This window comes from Nonomuraea sp. NBC_00507 (assembly GCF_036013525.1).
GTDB lineage: Bacteria > Actinomycetota > Actinomycetes > Streptosporangiales > Streptosporangiaceae > Nonomuraea.
The window spans coordinates 7,231,835-7,250,162 of record NZ_CP107853.1; the positions used below are offsets into that span (position 1 = coordinate 7,231,835).

Here is an 18,328-nt window from a genome sequence, read left to right on the forward strand (position 1 = left end):
AAACCACCTTTGATCGCTCGATGTGAGCGCTAACATTGGAGGAATCGATGAACCGTCCGTCGATGTCCACGAGGGCGGCGGTCTTCGGAACCGCCGTTCTGGCGCTGTCCGCTCTGTCCGCCTGCGCCTCCGCCCCCCAGGGTGGGAGCACCCCCACGGCCGCCGGCTCCGCCGGCACGGCCTACACGTGGTGGGACCCGTACCCGCAGCACGACGCGTCCTCCGCCTGGGCGAAGCGGGTGAACACCTGCGGGCAGCAGGCCGGCGTCACCATCGAGCGCACCGCCTACGACACGACCGCGCTGACCAACCAGGCGCTGCTGGCCGGGCAGGAGGGCAACGCGCCGGACGTCATCCTCCTGGACAATCCGGCCGTCTCGACGCTCGCCGACGCCGGGATGCTCACCACCATGGCCGACTTCGGGCTGGACACCGCCAGATTCGACAAGAACCTCATCGCCGCCGGTGAGCTGGACGGCAAGACCTACGGCATCCCCATCGGCGCCAACACCCTCGCCCTGTACTACAACAAGAAGATCCTCGACGAGGTCGGCGTCGACCCCGCCTCGATCAAGGACTGGGCCTCGCTCAACGGGGCGCTGAAGAAGGTCAAGGCGGCGGGCAAGAAACCGATCACGTTCTCGGCCATCGGCACGGAAGAGGGCTCGTTCCAGTTCCTGCCGTGGTTCTGGGGCGCCGGCGCGCAGCTCACCCAGCTCGACTCGCCCGAGGCCGTGGCGGCGCTGGAGCTGTGGACGTCGTGGGTCAAGGACGGCACCGCGCCCAACTCGGTCATCAGCAACTCGCAGAACACCACCTGGGAGGAGTTCCTGACGGGCGAGTTCGCCTTCGCCGAGAACGGCACGTGGCAGATCAACAGCGCCGGGAAGGCGGACTTCCCCACCGGCATCGTGCAGATTCCCGGCAAGGACGGAGGCGTCGCACCCACGCCCACGGGCGGCGAGTTCATCACGGTCCCGGTGCAGAAGGACACCGGCCGCTACAGCGCCACCAAGAAGATCCTCGAGTGCATGACCACGCCCGAGGGCCTGGTGGAGACCGGTACGACGTTCGCCTACTACATCCCCTCCACCGCCGACGGGCAGCAGGCGATCCTCGCCAAGGAACCCGGCCTGAAGCCGTGGGTCGAGGCCGTGCAGTCCGCCAAGGGCCGCACCAGCGACAACCTCGGCACCAAGTACCCGAAGATCTCCGAGGCGATGTGGACGGCTGTGCAGAAGTCGCTGAGCGGTTCGGCCAGCCCGGCCGACGCGCTCAAGGAGGCGCAGGCGCAGGCGAAGCAGGCCACCGGCGGCTGATCCGATGACCTCCGTTCGCACCCAGACGGTCACGGTGAGGAGAGCGGCGCACCAGGCTCCCCGGCGGCGCTCTCCTCGATGGACGGCCCTCGCCTTCCTCGCGCCGCTCGTCCTCTACCTGCTCCTCTTCTACGCCTATCCGCTCTACCGCAACATCGAGCTCAGCGTGCACGACTACACGCCGCGCGCGTTCGTGCAGGGCGACCCGGAGTTCACGGGGTTCGAGAACTACGCGACCATCCTGTCCGACGACACCTTCCTGCGGGCGCTGGGCAACACGGCGGTGTTCACGCTGGGGTCCATCGCCGTCCAGTACGCCCTCGGGCTGGCGCTCGCGGTCTTCTTCCACCGCACCTTCCGCCTGTCGGTGGCGTTGCGCGCGATGTTCCTGGTGCCGTGGCTGCTGCCGCTGATCGTCTCCGCCTCGACCTGGTCGTGGATGCTCAACAGCGAGAACGGCATCGTCAACGCGGCCCTGCAGGCGTTCGGGATCGGCCAGATCAACTGGCTCACCTCACCCGACACCTCACTGCTGGCCGTCACCATCGCCAACATCTGGCTCGGGATCCCGTTCAACCTGGTGATCCTCTACGCCGGGCTGCAGAACATCCCGGCCGACCTGTACGAGGCCGCCGGCCTCGACGGGGCGAACGCCTGGCAGCGCTTCTGGCGCATCACGTTCCCCCTGCTGCGCCCGGTGTCGGCGATCACGCTGCTGCTCGGCCTGATCTACACGCTCAAGGTCGTCGACATCATCTGGATCATGACGAGGGGAGGTCCGGCGGACGCCTCGACGACGCTGGCCATCTGGTCCTACCGGGAGGCGTTCGGCACCGGGCAGCCCGACTTCTCCCCGGCGGCGGCCGTCGGCAACATCCTCATCCTCATCGCCTTCGCCGCCGGGCTCGTGCACGTGCATCTGCAGCGCAGGGAGGAAGGCGCATGACGGTCCGCAGGTCCTGGTGGAAGACGTCGGTGGGCGTCGTCCTGGTGGGGCTGATGCTCTTCCCGGTCTACTGGATGTTCAACGTCTCGCTCACCAAGACGAGCGACATGCGGGCCGACCCGCCGCACTGGTTCCCGTGGGACGCCACGTTCGAGGGATACACCGCGGCGTTCGGCCAGCAGCTGCCGGCCCTGGCCACCAGCCTGTTCATCGGCCTCGGCACGGTCGCGCTCACGCTGGTCGTGTCGCTGCCCGCCGGCTACTCGCTGGCCAAGCTGCGGCCGCTCGGCGCGCGCGGGATCGACTTCCTGCTCCTGGTCGCCCAGATGATCCCCGCCGTGGTCATGGCCATGGGCTTCTACGCGATCTACATCAGGCTCGGGATGCTCAACACCGTCGCGGGCCTGATCGTGGCCGACTCCACGCTGGCCGTGCCGTTCGGGGTGTTGCTGTTCCGGGCGTTCATGGCGAGCATCCCCGCCGAGCTCATGGCCGCGGCCCAGATCGACGGGGCGAGCACCTGGCGCACGTTCCGCTCCATCATCCTGCCGCTCAGCCGCAACTCGGTGATCACCGTCTCGCTCTTCGCGTTCCTGTGGGCGTGGTCGGACTTCATCTTCGCCTCCACGCTCAACCGCAACAGCGACGTCATCCCCATCACGCTCGGCATCTTCCGTTACATCGGCAACAACACGACCCAATGGAACTCGATCATGGCGACCGCCGTGATCGCGTCCGTTCCCGCAGCGTTCCTCCTCGTCCTCGCGCAGCGCTACATCGCCGCCGGGGTCACCGCGGGCGCCGTGAAGGACTGATCGTTCCGTGATTCGAAAGGCCCACCACATGACCGACCGCTCCGTTCCCGTGCTGCCGCCGACCGGCCCGGTACGCCCTCTGGGGCTCGCCCAGGTGTCCATCACCGGCGGGTTCTGGGGCCGCAGGCAGAGCGTGAACGCGACGGCCACGCTGTTCCACTGCGAGTCGTGGATGGAGCGCCTCGGCTGGCTCGCGAACTTCGACCGCGTCGCCGACGGCACGACCGGGCCCGACCGCCCGGGCTGGTCGTTCTCCGACTCCGAGGTCTACAAGCTGCTGGAGGCCCTGGTCTGGGAGACCGGCCGGACCGGCGACCCGGACGCGGAGGCGGCCATCAAGCGGCTCACCACCCGCATCGGCCGGGCGCAGGACCCCGACGGCTACCTCAACACGTGCTTCGGGCACGGCGAGCAGCCGCCGCGCTACAGCGACCTGGAAATGGGCCACGAGCTCTACAACACCGGCCACCTCCTGCAGGCCGCCGTGGCCCGCTTGCGCACCTCCGGCGAGGACGACCTGGTACGGATCGCGCGGCGGGCCGCCGACCACGTATGCCGCACCTTCGGCCCCGGCGGCAACCCGGGCATCTGCGGACACCCCGAGATCGAGGTCGGGCTGGCCGAGCTCGGCCGGGCCCTGGGGGAGGAGCGCTACGTCGAGCAGGCCCGCCTGTTCCTCGACCGCCGCGGGCATGGGACCCTGCGGGACATCCCGCTGGGCCGCGCCTATTTCCAGGACGACATCCCGATCAGGCAGGCCGACGTCTGGCGCGGCCACGCCGTGCGCGCGCTCTACCTCACCGCCGCCGCGGTGGACGTCGCGGTCGAGCTCGGCGACGACGAGCTGCTGGCCGCGATCGAGCGGCAGTGGGAGCGCTCGGTCGCCCGCCGCACCTACATCACCGGCGGCATGGGCTCCCGCCACCAGGACGAGGGATTCGGCGAGGACTGGGAGCTGCCGCCGGACCGGGCCTACTGCGAGACGTGCGCCGGTGTTGCCTCGATCATGGTGTCCTGGCGGCTCTACCTGGCCACGGGCGACGTCCGCTACACCGATCTGATCGAGCGCACGCTCTACAACGTCATCGCGACCTCCCCGAGCCCCGACGGCCGGGCGTTCTTCTACGCCAACCCCCTCCACCAGCGCACGCCCGGCAAACCGGCGGACGCCACCGAGGTCAGCCCCCGGGCCGAGGCCGGCGTCCGGGCCGCCTGGTTCGACGTCTCCTGCTGCCCCACCAACGTCGCCAGGACGCTGGCCAGCCTGGACGGCTATGTCGCCACCGCCGACGACGACGGCCTGCAGATCCATCAGTACGCGCCCGGCGCCGTCCGCGCCGAGCTGCCCGGCGGGCGGCAGGTCGCCGTGGACGTCGAGACGGACTACCCCGCGTCGGGGACCGTCCGCGTCCGGATCGCGGCCGACGCGCCCTCGCCCTGGACCCTCTCCCTGCGGGTGCCGGCCTGGGCCGCCGGCGCCACATTGACCGAGGACGGGCAGGCACGGCCGGTCGAGCCCGGCATGCTGGAGATCCGGCGGGCGTTCCGCGCCGGCGAGGTGATCACCCTCGAACTCCCGATGGAGCCCCGCTTCACCTGGCCGGACCCCCGCATCGACGCCGTACGCGGCTGTGTCGCCGTCGAGCGCGGCCCCGAGGTCCTGTGCGCCGAGTCCCACGACCTCCCGTACCCCGGCGGGCTCGACTCCCTGGCGATCGACCCCCTGACCGGCCCTCAGGCCGAGCCTGGCGGCGCGCGGGTCCGCGCCCTCCTGCCCGCCCACCCCGACCGGCCCTGGCCCTACCGTCTCTCGGGCGTTCCCGCGGAGCGCGCCGAGTGGCTCGACCTGCCGCTGCGGCCCTACCACTCCTGGGCCCAGCGGGGTCCGTCGAGCATGCGCATCTGGTTGCCCGTGTCCACACCCCCCGAAGGAGCGTGACACCATGTCCCGAATCCGAGCGATCGCCTTAGCACTGGTCACCACGGCCGCCACCGTGGTGACCGCCGCCCCTCCGGCCGCCGCGGCGGGCGCGACGCTGACCGTCAACGTCGCCCAGCCGTTCCGGACCGTCACCCACGCCGCCTCCGGCGGCCTCTACGGCCTGGCGGAGAACTCCCGCCCGGCCGACTCCACCCTGCTGCCGATCAAGGTGAACTCGCTGACCCAGCCCGCGCCCGGCGTCGGCCAGCGCCCCAACGGGCAGCCGCCCGGCGGCGACGCCCTCCTGGTCGCCCCGCAGGCCACCAGGGTCGGCGCGGGCGAGTTCATCCGCATGCCCGACATCTACCCGGACTTCCCCTACCGGTGGGTGAGCTGGGACGACTGGCTGGCCAAGGTCAACACCATGGTCAACGCCCGGTTGTCGGCCACCACGGTCACGAACGTCATCGGCTGGGAGCTCTGGAACGAGCCCGACTACACCTGGAACACCTCTGCCGCGGGCAACTTCAACGACGGCTGGGTGCGGACGTTCCGGGCGGTGCGCGCGCTCGACACGCTCACGCCGATCGTCGGCCCCAGCACCGCCACCTACAACCGCTCCTGGATGCAGGCGTTCCTCACCCGCGCCAGGGACACCGGCACGCTGCCCGACATCATCTGCTGGCACGAGCTGACGAACCCCACCAGGATCGCCGGCGACATCGCCGACTACCGCAACCTGGAGGCGTCGCTGGGCATCAGCCCGCGCCGCATCTCCATCAACGAGTACGCCGCCCCCGCCGAGGTGGACGTCCCCGGCCGGGTCGCCAGCTACGTGGCCAAGCTGGAGCGCGGCGGCGTCGAATCCGCGCACCGGGCCTTCTGGTACGAGTACGGCACCATGAACGGCCTGGTCGTCAACAACAACCAGCCCACCGGCACCTGGTGGCTGTACAAGTGGTACGGCGACATGGCCGGGAACATGGTCACCACGACGACCACCACGCAGACCGGCCTGGACGGGTTCGCCTCCTACGACCCCACCCGCAGGATCGTCAACGTGGTGTTCGGCAACGAGGCCGGGGCCAACACCGTCAACCTCACGGGCCTCGGCCCGCTCGGCTCCAGCGTGCGCGTCACGCTGCTGTCCACCCCGTCCAGCGGCCGCTTCACCGCCGTGACCGCGCCTGCCACCGTCTCCACCACCACCCGCACGGTCAGCGGCGGCAACCTCAGCGTGTCGGTGCCGAATATGAGCGCCACCAGCGCCTACCAGCTCATCGTCGAACCCGTCAGCGGGGTCCCGTCCTACCAGCAGCGCTACGAGGCCGAGAACGCCTCCGTGTTCCGTGCCCAGCGGCTGAGCGCCTCCAGCGCGTCGGCAGGCGGCTACGTGGGCCGGATCGACAACTCGGGCACGCCCCGCACCGACAGCTACGTCGACTTCGTCGTGAACGTGCCCACCGCCCGGGCGTACACGATGACCATCGGCTACGCCAACGGCACCGGCGCCACCGCCACCCAGGGCCTGGCCTACAACGGCGGGGCCTGGACCACGGTCAGCTACCCGCCGACCGCGGGCTGGGGCCAGTTCGGGGCCACGATCAGCACCAGCGTCAACCTCAGGGCCGGCTACAACGTGATCCGCCTGGCGAAGGGCTCGCCGTACTTCGCGGGCGGCACCGGATACGCCGAGCTCGACTACATCCAGCTCACCTGATCGCTCACCGCCCATGATCGCGCCCGGCCGGGCCACGACGTCGACGTGACCCGGCCGGGCGGGTCTGGTCGAAGCAAAGGGCTGCGGGCGAGCGCCCCGGGAGCGTCGCGCCCGCAGCTCAGGGAATGGATGGGCAGGCCGTGGCGTTATCCCCGCAATCCCGAAGCCGGCTTTACCGCACAGGGTAGATCTTTGCCGGATTCGTGGTGTTTTATTTGCGTTTGTCCGATTCGAGTCGGTAACGTAGTTCCAGTTGCCGGGGAATGACCCGCACCTTACCTCTGAAGGGCGGTTTCCCGGATCCTCTTGCGCTCCACGTAGCGACTGTGGCCTCATGCCCGGCTACGTCGGTCAAGCGAGTGCAACGCCTGTACGTGTCCCCTAACAAAGGACTGACCTTTAACTATGACTGCCCGCATGCGCTCTATCGCCCTGCTCGCAGCCTCCACCCTCGGCGCCCTGACCATCGGCTCCGCCGCGGCCCACGCCGACACCGGCTCGGACGCCGGCAAGGCCAAGCTCCAGGGCTCCACCACGGCGTCCTACTTCTGGGACGACTCCTCCGGTCGCGCCGGTGACACCGGCCTTCCCGCCGCCGGCAAGCCCATGCAGAAGGGTCTGGCCGCCAGCCCCAGCTGGCCGCTCATGACCGAGGGCTACGTGATGTACAAGGGCAAGAAGCTGCCCTTCTTCGTCGGCGACCGCGGCCCCGGCGACCCCTCCAGCCGTGGCGTCATGCTCGACCTGGACGCCAAGACCTTCGCCGAGCTGACCGGCGGCACGTTCAACCCCGACACCCTGGGCGTGGACGGCGTCGACGGCGAGGGCCACATCAAGATCCAGTACGTGGTGACCAAGTGGGGCGACGGCATCGGCCGTAAGAGCCACCCGGTCGCCTTCTCCACCCGCGCCTGGGCCGAGAAGGACACCACCTCTGTCTCCACCGTGTCGGTGAAGCACTAGGCCGGCTCACAGGTCAGTCCGTCCACGAGGAGGGCACCCCATTCGGGGTGTCCTCCTCGTCTGTATCGTTACAAACCGATCTACAGAATGGACGGTCATGACAGAGGTCCCCCGGCCGCTCTACCGCGACCCCATGTTCGACGGCGCCACCGATCCCACCGTGATCTGGAACCGCGCCGAGGGCGCGTGGTGGCTCGTCTACACCAGCAGGCGGGCGACCGCCCCGCACCGCCAGGACGTCAGCTGGGTCCACGGCACCGACCTCGGTGTGGCCTCCTCCGCCGACGGCGGCGTGACCTGGCTGTATCGGGGGACCATCGAGGGTCTCGACCTCGAGTGGGGGCGGCACACGTACTGGGCGCCGGAGATCGTCGACGACGGCGCCACGTACCACATGTACGTCAGCGTCATCCGCGGCGTCCCCGAAGCCTGGCATCCCCACGAACGCCACATCCGCCACTACACCAGCCCCGACCTCGTCCGCTGGACCTACCGCTCCACCTTGGACCTGTCCTCCGCGTACGTGATCGACGCCTGTGTGGCCCCGCTGCCCGGCGGCGGCCACCGCCTCTGGTACAAGGACGAGGCCGACGGATCCCACACCTGGGCCGCCGACAGCCAGGACCTGTATCAATGGAAGGTCAAGGGCCCGGCGGTGACGATCTCCGCCCACGAGGGGCCCAATGTGTTCACCCTCGGCGGCCACCACTGGATGATCGTGGACGAATGGCACGGCCAGCGCGTGCTCAGATCCGGCGACCTCGAGACCTGGCGGCCCCAGGGACTCATCCTCGACAAGCCGGGGACCGGCGAGCAGGACGCCGGCTACGGGCACCACGCGGACGTCGTGGTGACCGGCGAAGAAGCGCTGGTCTTCTACTTCACCCACCCGGACGGGCCGGACAGCGGACGGCGGTCGGCCGTGCACGCGGCCCGGCTGAGGGTCCGCGACGGCGTGCTGACCTGTGATCGTGACGAGCCCCTCATCGGCCCGATCCTGCCCGTTGAGGGTCCGGCAACACATCCTTGACATCCGCCAATTTTTATCGATACAAACCACTGTATCGATAAACCGGCGAATTCCGGCCGGTTGCCCCCCGCGTGGATGTCCATCCGCGCGTCCATCCCCCCACGGTAACGATCGCCAAAGAGGTGAGCGATGTCCCTGCTCAGAAGATCAGTCGCGACGCTGGCGGCAGCGGCGGCCGTCCTGGCCGCAACGGCCGGATGCGGCTCGGGAAGTGAAGGCAGCGGCGGCGGCAAGACCAAGCTGAGCTTCTTCTCCTGGGAGAACGAGAAGACGATGAAGCCGCTCATCGACGCCTTCGAGAAGCAGAACCCCAGCATCGACATCGAGTTCTCCACCGCCCCGCCCGTGGCCGAGTACATCGCGGCGCTGCAGACCAGGCTCGTCTCGGGCACCGCGGCGGATGTGTTCGTGATCGCCGCGGAGAACAAGACCAACCTCGTTCAGGGCGGCTTCGTCAAGGACCTGACCGGCAAGCCGTTCATGGCGAACATGTCCAAGTTCAACACCGAGGCCTGGTCCGTGGACGGCAAGGCCTACGGCATGTCGATCTCGTCGTGGTCCGCCGGCATCCTCTACAACAAGGACCTCCTCGCCAAGGCGGGCGTCACCGAATTCCCCACCAAGTGGGACGACTTCATCGCGCTGTGCCAGAAGCTCAAGGCGGCGGGCACCACGCCCTACCACGAATCGGTGGCGGGCATGCCGCTCACCTTCGCGGCCCTGGTCGGCCACGAGAACGCGCGCCAGGGCGGCGACGTGGACGCCCAGATCTTCGCAGGCAAGAAGAAGTTCGGCGACCTGTGGAACGGGCCGCTGACGACCTTCAACCAGCTGTTCACCAGCGGCGTGCTGGGCAAGGACGCGGTCAGCCTGAAGGGCGAGCAGATCGCGGACGAATTCGCCAACGGCCGCGTCGCGATGATCCCCGCGGGTCCGTGGGACGTGACCTCGCTGCGGGAGAAGGCGCCGAAGATGAACATGGTCTTCGCCGGGGTGCCCACTCCCGACGGCAAGCCGTTCTGGGGCGGCGCCGCCTCGCCCGGCTGGGCCATCAACGCCAAGACCGAGCACGAGAAGGAGGCCGAGGCGTTTCTGACGTACCTCGGCAGCAAGGAGGGCGTCACGCTGTTCAACAAGCAGACGGCCGCCATGACCACCACGTCCGACGTCATCCCCGTGATCGACAAGGCGCTGGAGCCCAACCTCCAGGCGCTCAAGGACGGCACCTTCTACCTGCCGCAGATCGCCTGGCCGCGGGTCCAGGACGCGCTCACCACCGAGGCCGTTGCCCAGCTCCAGCTGATGGTGCAGGGCCAGGCCAAGCCGGCGGACGTCGCCGCCGCGCTGGACAACCGGCTGGCCCAGGGCTGACATGACCGCGCTCGGCAGAAGGGCGCCCGCACCGACGGGCGCCCTGTCCTGGCTCACCTCGCCGAAGAGGCTCGAAGGGCTGCGCCTGCAGGCGTTCCTGGTGCCGATCGGGATCGTGTTCGCGGTGTTGTTCGCGATCCCGCTGGCGCAGTCGCTCTACTTCAGCGTGACCGACTTCAACGGCTACTCCACGGACGTCAACTTCGTCGGGCTGGAGAACTACCGGAAGATCTTCAGCGATCCGTCCATGCTGGCGGGGCTGGGGTTCACGCTGCTGTACGCGATCGGCACCACCGTGATCGTCACGGTGCTGGCGATCCCGCTGGCCGTGCTGCTCAACCGGCGCTTCTTCGGCCGGAACGTGGTGCGCGCGGTCTTCTTCTTCCCGGCGATCCCGAGCATCGCGATCCTCGGTCTGGTGTGGGGGTTCATCCTGTCGCCCCTCGGGTCCGGCGCGCTCAACTGGCTGCTCGACGCGGTCGGCGGGTTCGGTCCCGTGTCGTGGCTGTCGGACGGCACGCTCGCCCAGTGGTCGATCATCATGGTCGCCGTCTGGTCGTCCACCGGCTGGCACGCCATCCTCTACCTGGCGTACCTGCAGTCCATCCCGGGCGACTACTACGAGGCCGCGCGGGTCGACGGGGCCTCGCCGCGCCAGTCGTTCTTCCGGATCACGCTGCCGCTGCTCGCCCCCGCGGTCACCGTCAGCTCGCTGCTGCTGATGACCGGCGGGCTGAAGGTCTACGATCTGCCCTACACCCTCACCAAGGGCGGCCCCGGGTACGCGACCTTCACCATCACCCAGTCGATCATCCAGAGCGGCATCGCCCAGGCCAAGTTCGGCCAGGCCTCCGCGCTGGCCGTGGTCTTCATGCTGGCCGTGGGGGCGATCGTGGCGGTCCAGCTCGTCCTGTCCCGCCGCCTGGAGGGACGCCTCTCATGAGGAAACAGCGCTCCTCGCCGATCCTGTCCCTGGCCATGATCCTGGCCGCGGCCGTGGTCGGCGTGCCCTTCTACTACATCGTCGTCAACACGTTCAAGACGCAGCAGGAGACGTCCGCCGCGCCGCTCGCGCCGCCGACGAGCCTTTACCTGGACAACTATGTGCGGGTGCTGGAGAGCACGCCGATCCTGCAGTCGTTCCTCAACACCCTCTACGTCACCGTCGTGTCCATCGTGATCATGCTGGTCATCGGGTCGATGGCGGCGTACGCGATGCTGCTGCGCCAGACGTTGCTCAACCGGGTGGTCGGGGTGCTCCTCGTGATCGCGTTCTTGGTGCCCGGGCAGGCCACGCTGATCCCCGTCTACCGGATCCTGGTGGGGCTGCGGCTGGTGGACAGCCTGGAAGGGCTCGTCTTCCTGTACGCGGCCGGCTCGATCTTCTGCTACTTCCTCATCCAGGGCTACCTGCGGTCGCTGCCGATCTCGATCTTCGAGGCCGCCCGCATCGACGGCGCGGGGCCCTGGCAGATCTACTGGCGGATCGTGCTGCCGCTCATCCGGCCGATCCTCATCACCGTCGGGGTGTTCCAGACCATGTGGATCTGGAACGACTTCATCACGCCGAACGTCTTCATCAGCTCGCCCGACAAGCAGACCCTGGTTCTGCAGGTCTACAAGGCCGTCGGGGAGTACTCGGTGGACTGGCCCGCGTTCATGACGCTCAGCGTGATCGTGCTGATCCCCGTCGTGATCTTCTTCATCGTGATGCAGCGGCACATCGTCAACGGGCTCCTGCAAGGAAGCGTCAAGGGCTGAGGCCCTCCATGAGAGGATTCTCCGGTGAGGCGGCGGGGATGGTGACGATTCAGGACGTCGCGCGGGCGGCAGGCGTGTCCGCCATGACCGTGTCCCACGTGATCAACGACCATCCGCACGTCAAGACCGAGACCCGGGCCCGTGTGCTGCAGGCCATCACCGACCTCGATTACCGGGTCAACGTGGCCGCGCGCAACCTCCGCACCGGCCGCACCGGCACGATCGGGCTGGCCGTTCCCGAGGTCGACCGGCCCTACTACGGGCAGCTGGCCGCCGAGATCATCACCGCGGCGGCCCGGCACAACCTCAAGGTGGCGATCGAGCAGACCGGTGCCTCCCGCGAGGGCGAGCTCGACGCGCTCGCCCTGTCCCGCAACCGGCTCTACGACGGGCTCATCCTCAGCACGGTCGGGCTGGGACCGGCCGACACCGATCTGCTCAAGGTCGACTACCCCGTGGTCATCCTGGGGGAGCGGATCTTCGACGGGCCGGTGGACCACGTCGCGATGCCCAACGTCGAGGGCGCGCGGGCGGCGACCGCGCACCTGATCGAGCAGGGCTGCCGCCGCGTCGCCCTGATCGACGGCGGGCCCGGGGACGAGGTCGACGTCTCCAGCCTGCGCTTCGACGGCTACCGCGAGGCGCTGGAGGAGGCCGGCATCCCCCTCGATTCGCGGCTCCTCGTCCACATCGACGGGCTCACCATGGAGCAGGGCGCCGCGGCCGCGCGGCGGGTGAGCGAGTCCGGGGTCGAGTTCGACGGCGCCTTCTGCGTGACCGACACGGTGGCGATGGGCGCGCTGCGCGGGTTCGCCGACGCAGGGGTGCGCGTGCCGCAGGACGTCAAGGTCATCGGGTTCGACAACATCGCCGAAGGCGCCTACATCGTGCCGTCGCTGTCGTCGATCGACCCCGACCACGCGCTCATGGCGAGCACGGCCGTGCGGTTCCTGGTCGGGCGGCTGGCGGAGAAGGGGAAGAAGCGGCAGGTCGCGCGGGAGTTCATCAGCCGCTTCACGGTCGTGGCCCGCGAGTCGACCGGCGGCTGACGACTCCGGCCGCTGACGTCGGCCGGCGGCTGACCGCCGCCGGCCGACTCGCTGGGGCTCAGCCCTGGGGGGTCCGGAAGCGGGGCACGGGCACCCGCGACCAGTCGATGTCCGAGCCCAGGTAGAAGCTCGGGTAGGCGGGCTGGTTGTAGCCGGTCTGCTGCCGCGCCACCTCCACGCGGTACTGCGGGTCGTGCATCAGCGTGTACAGCTTGCGGTCCGTGACCTCCGTGCTGAGGAAGATCCGGATCGCCGAGCTGTCGGCCGTGCGCGTCAGCAGCTCCTCCCGCCAGTCGCCGAACACGTCGGCCACCAGACCCGGGTTGCCCTTCGTCCAGTTGTTGGTCAGCGTGCCCTCAGCGGTGAGCACCGTGCCGCGCTTCCAGTCGTCGATCGTCGGCGTCTGGAACACGGTGGTGGCGGTGCCGTTGATCAGCTGGGTGGTCATGTCGGGCGCCCAGCGGATGCTCATGTTGGTGCCGGGGGTGGTCCGGCCCAGGTGGTCGCCGCGGGCCGACCACAGGCCCGCCTGGATCTCCTGGTTGGGCGGCATCGACGACCAGGCCTCCAGGCCGCGGATGGCGGGGTCGATGTCGCCGACCATGCCGCGCCCGGTGTCCCGGCCGCTGTAGCCGCCGAACAGCACCTTTCCGGTGGCGGCGTCCCGCATCGCCCATCCGTACGGAGCCCAGGCTCCGCCCTCGTGCACGGTCCAGATCTCCAGACCGGGGCGCTCGGGGTCGAGGTCGCCGACGTGCATGGCGTCGCCGTGGCCGAGCCGCACGTTCTGCCCGGGCACGTTGCTCTGCGGCGGGCCCTCGGCGAACGACGAGTACAGCAGGTCGCCGTCGTCGTCGATGGTCGCGGCCCCGTACACGATCTCCTGCCGGCCGTCAGCGTCCACGTCGGCCACGCTCATCGAGTGGAAGCCCTGGGTGGTGAGGTCGGCATATTTCGGGTTGCTTCCCGGCACGCCGTGGGGGGAGGCGTTGAAGGGGTTCGCCATCGGCGCGTGGCCGCTGTCGACGTACCAGACCTCCTTCAGCTTCCTGCCGTTCCAGTCGTAGGCGACCAGCGTCGTGCGCGTGTAGTAGCCGCGGGCGAAGATCGCCGACGGGCGCTTGCCGTCGAGGTAGGCGACGGCGGACAGGAACCGGTCGACCCGGTTGCCCGGCTCGACGCGGGCCATCGCGTAGTCGCCCCACAGCAGGCCGTCGTCGCCGCGGCCCGGCTTGTAGTGAATGGTCTGCAGCTCCCTGCCGGAGGCGCCGTCCAGCACCGACAGGTACTCGGGACCGGTGATGACGAACCCGGCGAACTCCCGCAGGCGGTTGTTGCCACTGCGGCCCGGGGCGTAGACGTCGACGAAGTACGTGGCCAGGTCGACGGCGGCTTCGTGCGACAACGGGTACTGGTGCCTCGGGGCGATGCCGAAGGCCTGCTCCAGCGTCGCCGGCCAGCGTCCGGCCACCACCTCGGGGTGCTCGTGCCACTTCTCGAACATGCCGACCACGTGGTCGAAGTAGTCCGCCGCGCTCTTGCGGTAGTCGTCGGCGTGCGAGTAGCCGGCCTTGACGTCCTGCTCCGGCATCGTGACGTAACGCTCGGAGACGACCTCGCCGCCACGTCCGTAGCGGATCATCTTCGTGCCGGGGGCGGTCTTGAGCATCATCTCCGAGCGGCCGTCGCCGTCGAAGTCGTAGACCAGGAACTGCGTGTAGTGGGCGCCCGAACGGATGTTGACGCCCAGGTCGAGCCGCCAGCGGAGGGTGCCGTCCAGCTCGTACGTGTCGACGTAGGTGTTGCCGGTGTAGCCGCGCTGGGAGACGTCCTTGGAGTTCGACGGGTCCCATTTCACGACGTATTCGTATTGGCCGTCGCCGTCCACGTCGCCGACGCTCAGGTCGTTGGCCGAGTAGGTGTAGGCCTCGCCGGCCGGGGTCACTCCGTCGGCCGGCTTCTTCAGCTGAAGATCATAAAACGATTTAACCCACGGCGTGGCGGCGGCGCTGCGGCGGCCCTCCCGGCCCTTGACGACGGGGGCGACGCGGTACTCGGCGGAGCCGGGGCCGGCGGCGTCGAGGTAGTTGGTGCTGTCGGTCACCGTCGCGATGGGCCGGCCGTCGCGGTACACGCGGAAGTCGGCGCCCGTCATGCCGGTGGCGCCGGCGCCGGTCACCTCGTCGCCGAGGAGCCGCCAGCTGAGGAACACGCCCTCGCTGGTGGAGGCCGCTACCAGGCCGCGGTCGAGGTGTTCGAGCCGCACGCCCGCGCCGTGGCCGCGGTCGGGGCCGGCGGCGGCCGGGGCCGCGGTCGCCGATGCGGTGAGCAGGGCGGCCAAGGCGGTGGCGAGTAAGCGGCGGACGCCGCTGGGGGATCTCATGGCACAGGGCTCCTGGCGCATTAAATCGATAAAATCTCCCGGAGGCTATTGGCCGTCTGTGAGGTTTGTCAAGGACGCATTTCGGCTGCATTTTTCGCGAAATGAATGCACGAGTTGCAGTGAATTGAATTCCCGATCGCGCACCGGCCGCCGTGCCCCGGCTCCGGCGCGCCCCGGCCGAGATCGTCGACGAGCACGTGCGCCCGTGGGATGCTCGCTGGGCGGGGCAGGCGGGCGATCCCTGGATCTCCGGCGACACGGAATGACATGGATTGCGCGTCGCTCTGATCACGGCGTCTTGTGTGGTTTCGTCGCTAAAACGTACGAACGAGACCGCACTTCTGATTCGTGGAGGACTTTGTGCGCTTATATCCAGCCATTCTGGGCATCGCCGTCTCGGCCGCGCTCCTCGTCCCGCCAGGGTCGGCGACAGCCGAGCCGGCCGAGCCGCCCCACCCCGCCGTACGCGACTTCGGCAACGGCCCCGAGCGGAACGAGGTGGCCGCGGGCGTCGCGGAGGGACAGCAGGCCCAGAAGCTCCGCCTCGCCCCGGAGGCCGAGCCGTACGGGCTGTCCCGGGACCGCGGATACCCCAGGAGGACCCAGCTCCCGATCCCCGCGGAGAACCCCGCCGACGCCTCCATCAAACTGGGCCTGGTGCCGTACCACGGCATCGCCCCCAAGCTGAACGACCTGCAGCGGCGCAGCGACCGTGTCAGCGCGGAGATCATCGGCCGCACCCACCAGGGCCGCGACCTCTACCTCGTCACCCTCACCGCCCCGGAGAGCCGCGGCCAGGCCGCCGAGCAGAGCGTCATCCGCGACCGCATCGAGAACGACCCGGCCGGCGCCGCCCGTGACCGCAGGCTGGCCGCCAGGTACAAGGCGCCGATCTTCGTCAACGCCAACATCCACGGCAACGAGTGGGAGGGCACCGACGCCGCGCTGCGTACCATCGAGGAGCTCGCGACCAGCACCGATCCCCAGGTCGCCGACCTCATGAAACGCACGAGACTCTACTTCAACATCACCGCCAACCCCGACGGCCGCGTCAACGGCGTTCGCCAGAACGGCGCCGGCTTCGACATGAACCGCGACTTCGTCACCGCCTCCCAGCCCGAGGTCCGGGCCATGCGCCAGGTGATGATCGACACCCAGCCGGTCGCCATGATCGACCTCCACGGCTACGTCAACGGCACGCTCATCGAGCCCACCACGCCACCGCACGGCGCCAACTACGAGTACGACGTGTTCATCAGGAACACCTACGCCAACGGGCTCGGCATGGAGGCCGCCGTCAACGGGCTCGGCTACACCCCGGCGAAGGACGGCGTGGAGCCGGTGCAGATCCCGTTCCGCGACTCCGCCGAGGGCTGGGACGACTGGCCGCCGATCTTCACCCCGCAGTACGCGCCGTTCCACGGCACCGTCGCCGCGCACACCGTGGAGATTCCGCTCCGGGTCAACAACGCCGACTACAACAACCTGCCCGTCGAGGAGTTGCGCCGGCGCTCCGCGATCAACACCGACGTGGCCGCCGCCGCGATCCGGGCCACCTACGGGTTCGTGCAGTCCAAGCACGACGCCCTGATCGCCGACCAGATCGAGGTCTTCCGGCGGGGCGCGGCCGGCGAGCCGTCCAAGGTCGTGCCGCTCGGCATCGTGCCCGGCTTCGGCCCCGAGGACGTCTACAACACCACCTTCCCCCGCGCGTACGTCATCACCGGGCAGCGCTCGGCCACCGCGGCCGCCCGCCTGGTCGACCACCTGATCGCGAACGATGTGCGGGTCGAGCGGGCCACACGCCCGTTCCGCCTGAACGGCAGGACGTACCCGGCCGGGTCCTACGTCGTGGACATGCGCCAGCCCAAGCGCGGGCTGGCCAACGTGATGCTGGAGCCGGGCGAGGACATCTCCCCACGAGTCGATGCCATGTACGACATCTCCGGCTGGAGCCATGGTCTGCTCTGGGGCGCCACCGTGGACAGCGTCCCCTCGGGACCGCTGCACGTCTCATCCGAACCGGTCAAGGCCGCCGCTCCTGCCGGATCCGTCCCGCGTACCCCCGGGCCGCTGGCGCTGAAGGTGACCGACGCCAAGGAGGTCCAGGCGCTCAACGACCTGCTCAGCCAGGGCGTGGCCGTGACCTGGACGAACGACGGCCGTGCGATCGTGCCGGCCGCCGCCCGCCAGGCCGCAGCGACCGTGTCCGACCGCTACGGCGTGGCCTTCACCCCGGCGGGCCCGGCCACGGGCACGCCGCTGGCGCCGGTGCGCATCGCCGCGGCGGCCTCCGCGGACGAGCTGTTCACTTTGCGCGAGATGGGCTTCACCGTCACCCCGGTCTCCACCTCCGTGCTCAACGCGGGCTTCGACTGGAGCGGCGCCGACGTCCTGTACGTCTCCAGCGGGCTCAGCTACGCGGCGCTCAACCCCGCGGCCCGGACGGCGCTCGACGCCTTCCTCGCCACCGGCGGCGTGATCACCCGTGGCGGCACGGGGGCGGCGTTCAACGCCGCTGCGGGGCTGCTCACGGCGACCGCGGTCGCCGGCCGCGGCGACGCCAACGGCGTGGTCCGCGTGACCTCGTCGGCCGGCCCCGTCGGCGGCGGGTCGCCGGAGCACTCGTTCGTGTACTCGCCGCGCTGGTTCACCGCCCTCGGCGCCGAGGTCACGGTCGAGCAGTCGTACGCCACCGACGGCCCGCTCGTGTCCGGCCACTGGCGGCCGAACGCGGCGGACGGCACCGGCGGCCCGGACGCGGCCAGGGGCCAGGCGGCCGTGGTCAGCGGCCGGGACGAGCGGGGCGCGGCCGTGGTGCTGTTCGGCACTGAGCCGATGTTCCGCAACCACCCGAAGGGGGTGTTCCCGCAGGTGGCGAGGGCGCTGTACTGGTCGGCCGCGGTCACCGGCGCAACCGTCACCACCCCCTGATACCACTCGCGCGGGCCGGCGACCCGGAACAACCGGATCGCCGGCCCCCGGAACGGGCGGCGCCGCATACAGGTTCGGATGGCGCCGCCTACAGGTTCGGGCGGCGCGGGGTGAGG

13 protein-coding genes are annotated in these 18,328 nt (G+C 69.6%); 12 read left to right on the plus strand and 1 reads right to left on the minus strand.

All coding sequences use genetic code 11. From position 1 onward, the window contains the following. Positions 1-47: 47 nt before the first annotated feature. The 11 genes from OHA25_RS34800 (at position 48) to OHA25_RS34850 (ending at position 12,895) form a co-directional block, all read left to right on the plus strand. On the plus strand, positions 48-1,319 hold the full coding sequence (locus OHA25_RS34800; protein WP_327581143.1) for a sugar ABC transporter substrate-binding protein: 1,272 nt from the start codon (positions 48-50) through the stop codon (positions 1,317-1,319). Positions 1,320-1,323: 4 nt separating this feature from the next. Beyond that, positions 1,324-2,265, plus strand: coding sequence for a carbohydrate ABC transporter permease (locus OHA25_RS34805; protein ID WP_327581144.1), 942 nt, complete (start codon positions 1,324-1,326; stop codon positions 2,263-2,265). Continuing rightward, complete coding sequence (locus OHA25_RS34810; RefSeq protein ID WP_327581145.1) at positions 2,262-3,080, plus strand: carbohydrate ABC transporter permease; 819 nt, start codon at positions 2,262-2,264, stop codon at positions 3,078-3,080. Before OHA25_RS34805 ends, OHA25_RS34810 begins: the two co-directional genes overlap by 4 nt. 7 nt (positions 3,081-3,087) lie before the next feature. Further along, positions 3,088-5,019 (plus strand): glycoside hydrolase family 127 protein, encoded by a 1,932-nt coding sequence (locus OHA25_RS34815; protein ID WP_327581146.1) that lies wholly within the window; start codon positions 3,088-3,090, stop codon positions 5,017-5,019. 4 nt (positions 5,020-5,023) lie between these two features. Further along, the gene (locus OHA25_RS34820; RefSeq protein WP_327581147.1) at positions 5,024-6,721 is read left to right on the plus strand and encodes a hypothetical protein; all 1,698 of its coding nucleotides are present in this window, start codon (positions 5,024-5,026) and stop codon (positions 6,719-6,721) included. A 417-nt stretch (positions 6,722-7,138) separates the two neighbouring features. After that, positions 7,139-7,684, plus strand: coding sequence for a hypothetical protein (locus OHA25_RS34825; RefSeq protein ID WP_327581148.1), 546 nt, complete (start codon positions 7,139-7,141; stop codon positions 7,682-7,684). A 97-nt stretch (positions 7,685-7,781) separates the two neighbouring features. Further along, positions 7,782-8,714 carry a hypothetical protein gene (locus OHA25_RS34830; protein ID WP_327581149.1) on the plus strand — a complete coding sequence of 311 codons (933 nt, stop codon included), beginning with the start codon at positions 7,782-7,784 and terminating at the stop codon, positions 8,712-8,714. A 129-nt stretch (positions 8,715-8,843) separates the two neighbouring features. Then, a complete protein-coding gene (locus OHA25_RS34835; RefSeq protein WP_327581150.1) occupies positions 8,844-10,085 on the plus strand; it encodes an ABC transporter substrate-binding protein in 1,242 nt (413 codons plus the stop codon). A gap of 1 nt (position 10,086) precedes the next feature. Beyond that, on the plus strand, positions 10,087-11,028 hold the full coding sequence (locus OHA25_RS34840) for a carbohydrate ABC transporter permease (protein ID WP_327581151.1): 942 nt from the start codon (positions 10,087-10,089) through the stop codon (positions 11,026-11,028). Then, positions 11,025-11,846: a carbohydrate ABC transporter permease gene (locus tag OHA25_RS34845; RefSeq protein ID WP_327581152.1), complete on the plus strand. Its 822-nt coding sequence runs from the start codon at positions 11,025-11,027 to the stop codon at positions 11,844-11,846. Before OHA25_RS34840 ends, OHA25_RS34845 begins: the two co-directional genes overlap by 4 nt. Positions 11,847-11,854: 8 nt before the next feature. Continuing rightward, positions 11,855-12,895 carry a LacI family DNA-binding transcriptional regulator gene (locus OHA25_RS34850; RefSeq protein ID WP_327581153.1) on the plus strand — a complete coding sequence of 347 codons (1,041 nt, stop codon included), beginning with the start codon at positions 11,855-11,857 and terminating at the stop codon, positions 12,893-12,895. 58 nt (positions 12,896-12,953) lie between these two features. On the opposite strand, the gene OHA25_RS34855 is transcribed toward OHA25_RS34850, so the two are convergent. Further along, positions 12,954-15,278 carry a rhamnogalacturonan lyase gene (locus OHA25_RS34855; RefSeq protein ID WP_327581154.1) on the minus strand — a complete coding sequence of 775 codons (2,325 nt, stop codon included), beginning with the start codon at positions 15,276-15,278 and terminating at the stop codon, positions 12,954-12,956. 360 nt (positions 15,279-15,638) lie between these two features. On the opposite strand from OHA25_RS34855, the gene OHA25_RS34860 reads away from it, so the two are divergent. Then, entirely contained in the window at positions 15,639-18,212 is a 2,574-nt protein-coding gene (locus OHA25_RS34860) for a M14 family zinc carboxypeptidase (protein WP_327581155.1), read from the plus strand. Positions 18,213-18,328: the final 116 nt, after the last annotated feature.

Excerpts from the sequence above, each read along its gene's own strand:
- OHA25_RS34800 (WP_327581143.1), top strand. The coding sequence starts at position 48 with ATGAACCGTCCGTCGATGTCCACGAGGGCGGCGGTCTTCGGAACCGCC.
- OHA25_RS34805 (WP_327581144.1), top strand. The coding sequence starts at position 1,324 with ATGACCTCCGTTCGCACCCAGACGGTCACGGTGAGGAGAGCGGCGCAC.
- OHA25_RS34810 (WP_327581145.1), top strand. The coding sequence starts at position 2,262 with ATGACGGTCCGCAGGTCCTGGTGGAAGACGTCGGTGGGCGTCGTCCTG.
- OHA25_RS34820 (WP_327581147.1), top strand. The coding sequence starts at position 5,024 with ATGTCCCGAATCCGAGCGATCGCCTTAGCACTGGTCACCACGGCCGCC.
- OHA25_RS34825 (WP_327581148.1), top strand. The coding sequence starts at position 7,139 with ATGCGCTCTATCGCCCTGCTCGCAGCCTCCACCCTCGGCGCCCTGACC.
- OHA25_RS34830 (WP_327581149.1), top strand. The coding sequence starts at position 7,782 with ATGACAGAGGTCCCCCGGCCGCTCTACCGCGACCCCATGTTCGACGGC.
- OHA25_RS34835 (WP_327581150.1), top strand. The coding sequence starts at position 8,844 with ATGTCCCTGCTCAGAAGATCAGTCGCGACGCTGGCGGCAGCGGCGGCC.
- OHA25_RS34840 (WP_327581151.1), top strand. The coding sequence starts at position 10,087 with ATGACCGCGCTCGGCAGAAGGGCGCCCGCACCGACGGGCGCCCTGTCC.
- OHA25_RS34845 (WP_327581152.1), top strand. The coding sequence starts at position 11,025 with ATGAGGAAACAGCGCTCCTCGCCGATCCTGTCCCTGGCCATGATCCTG.
- OHA25_RS34850 (WP_327581153.1), top strand. The coding sequence starts at position 11,855 with ATGAGAGGATTCTCCGGTGAGGCGGCGGGGATGGTGACGATTCAGGAC.
- OHA25_RS34855 (WP_327581154.1), bottom strand. The coding sequence starts at position 15,278 with ATGAGATCCCCCAGCGGCGTCCGCCGCTTACTCGCCACCGCCTTGGCC.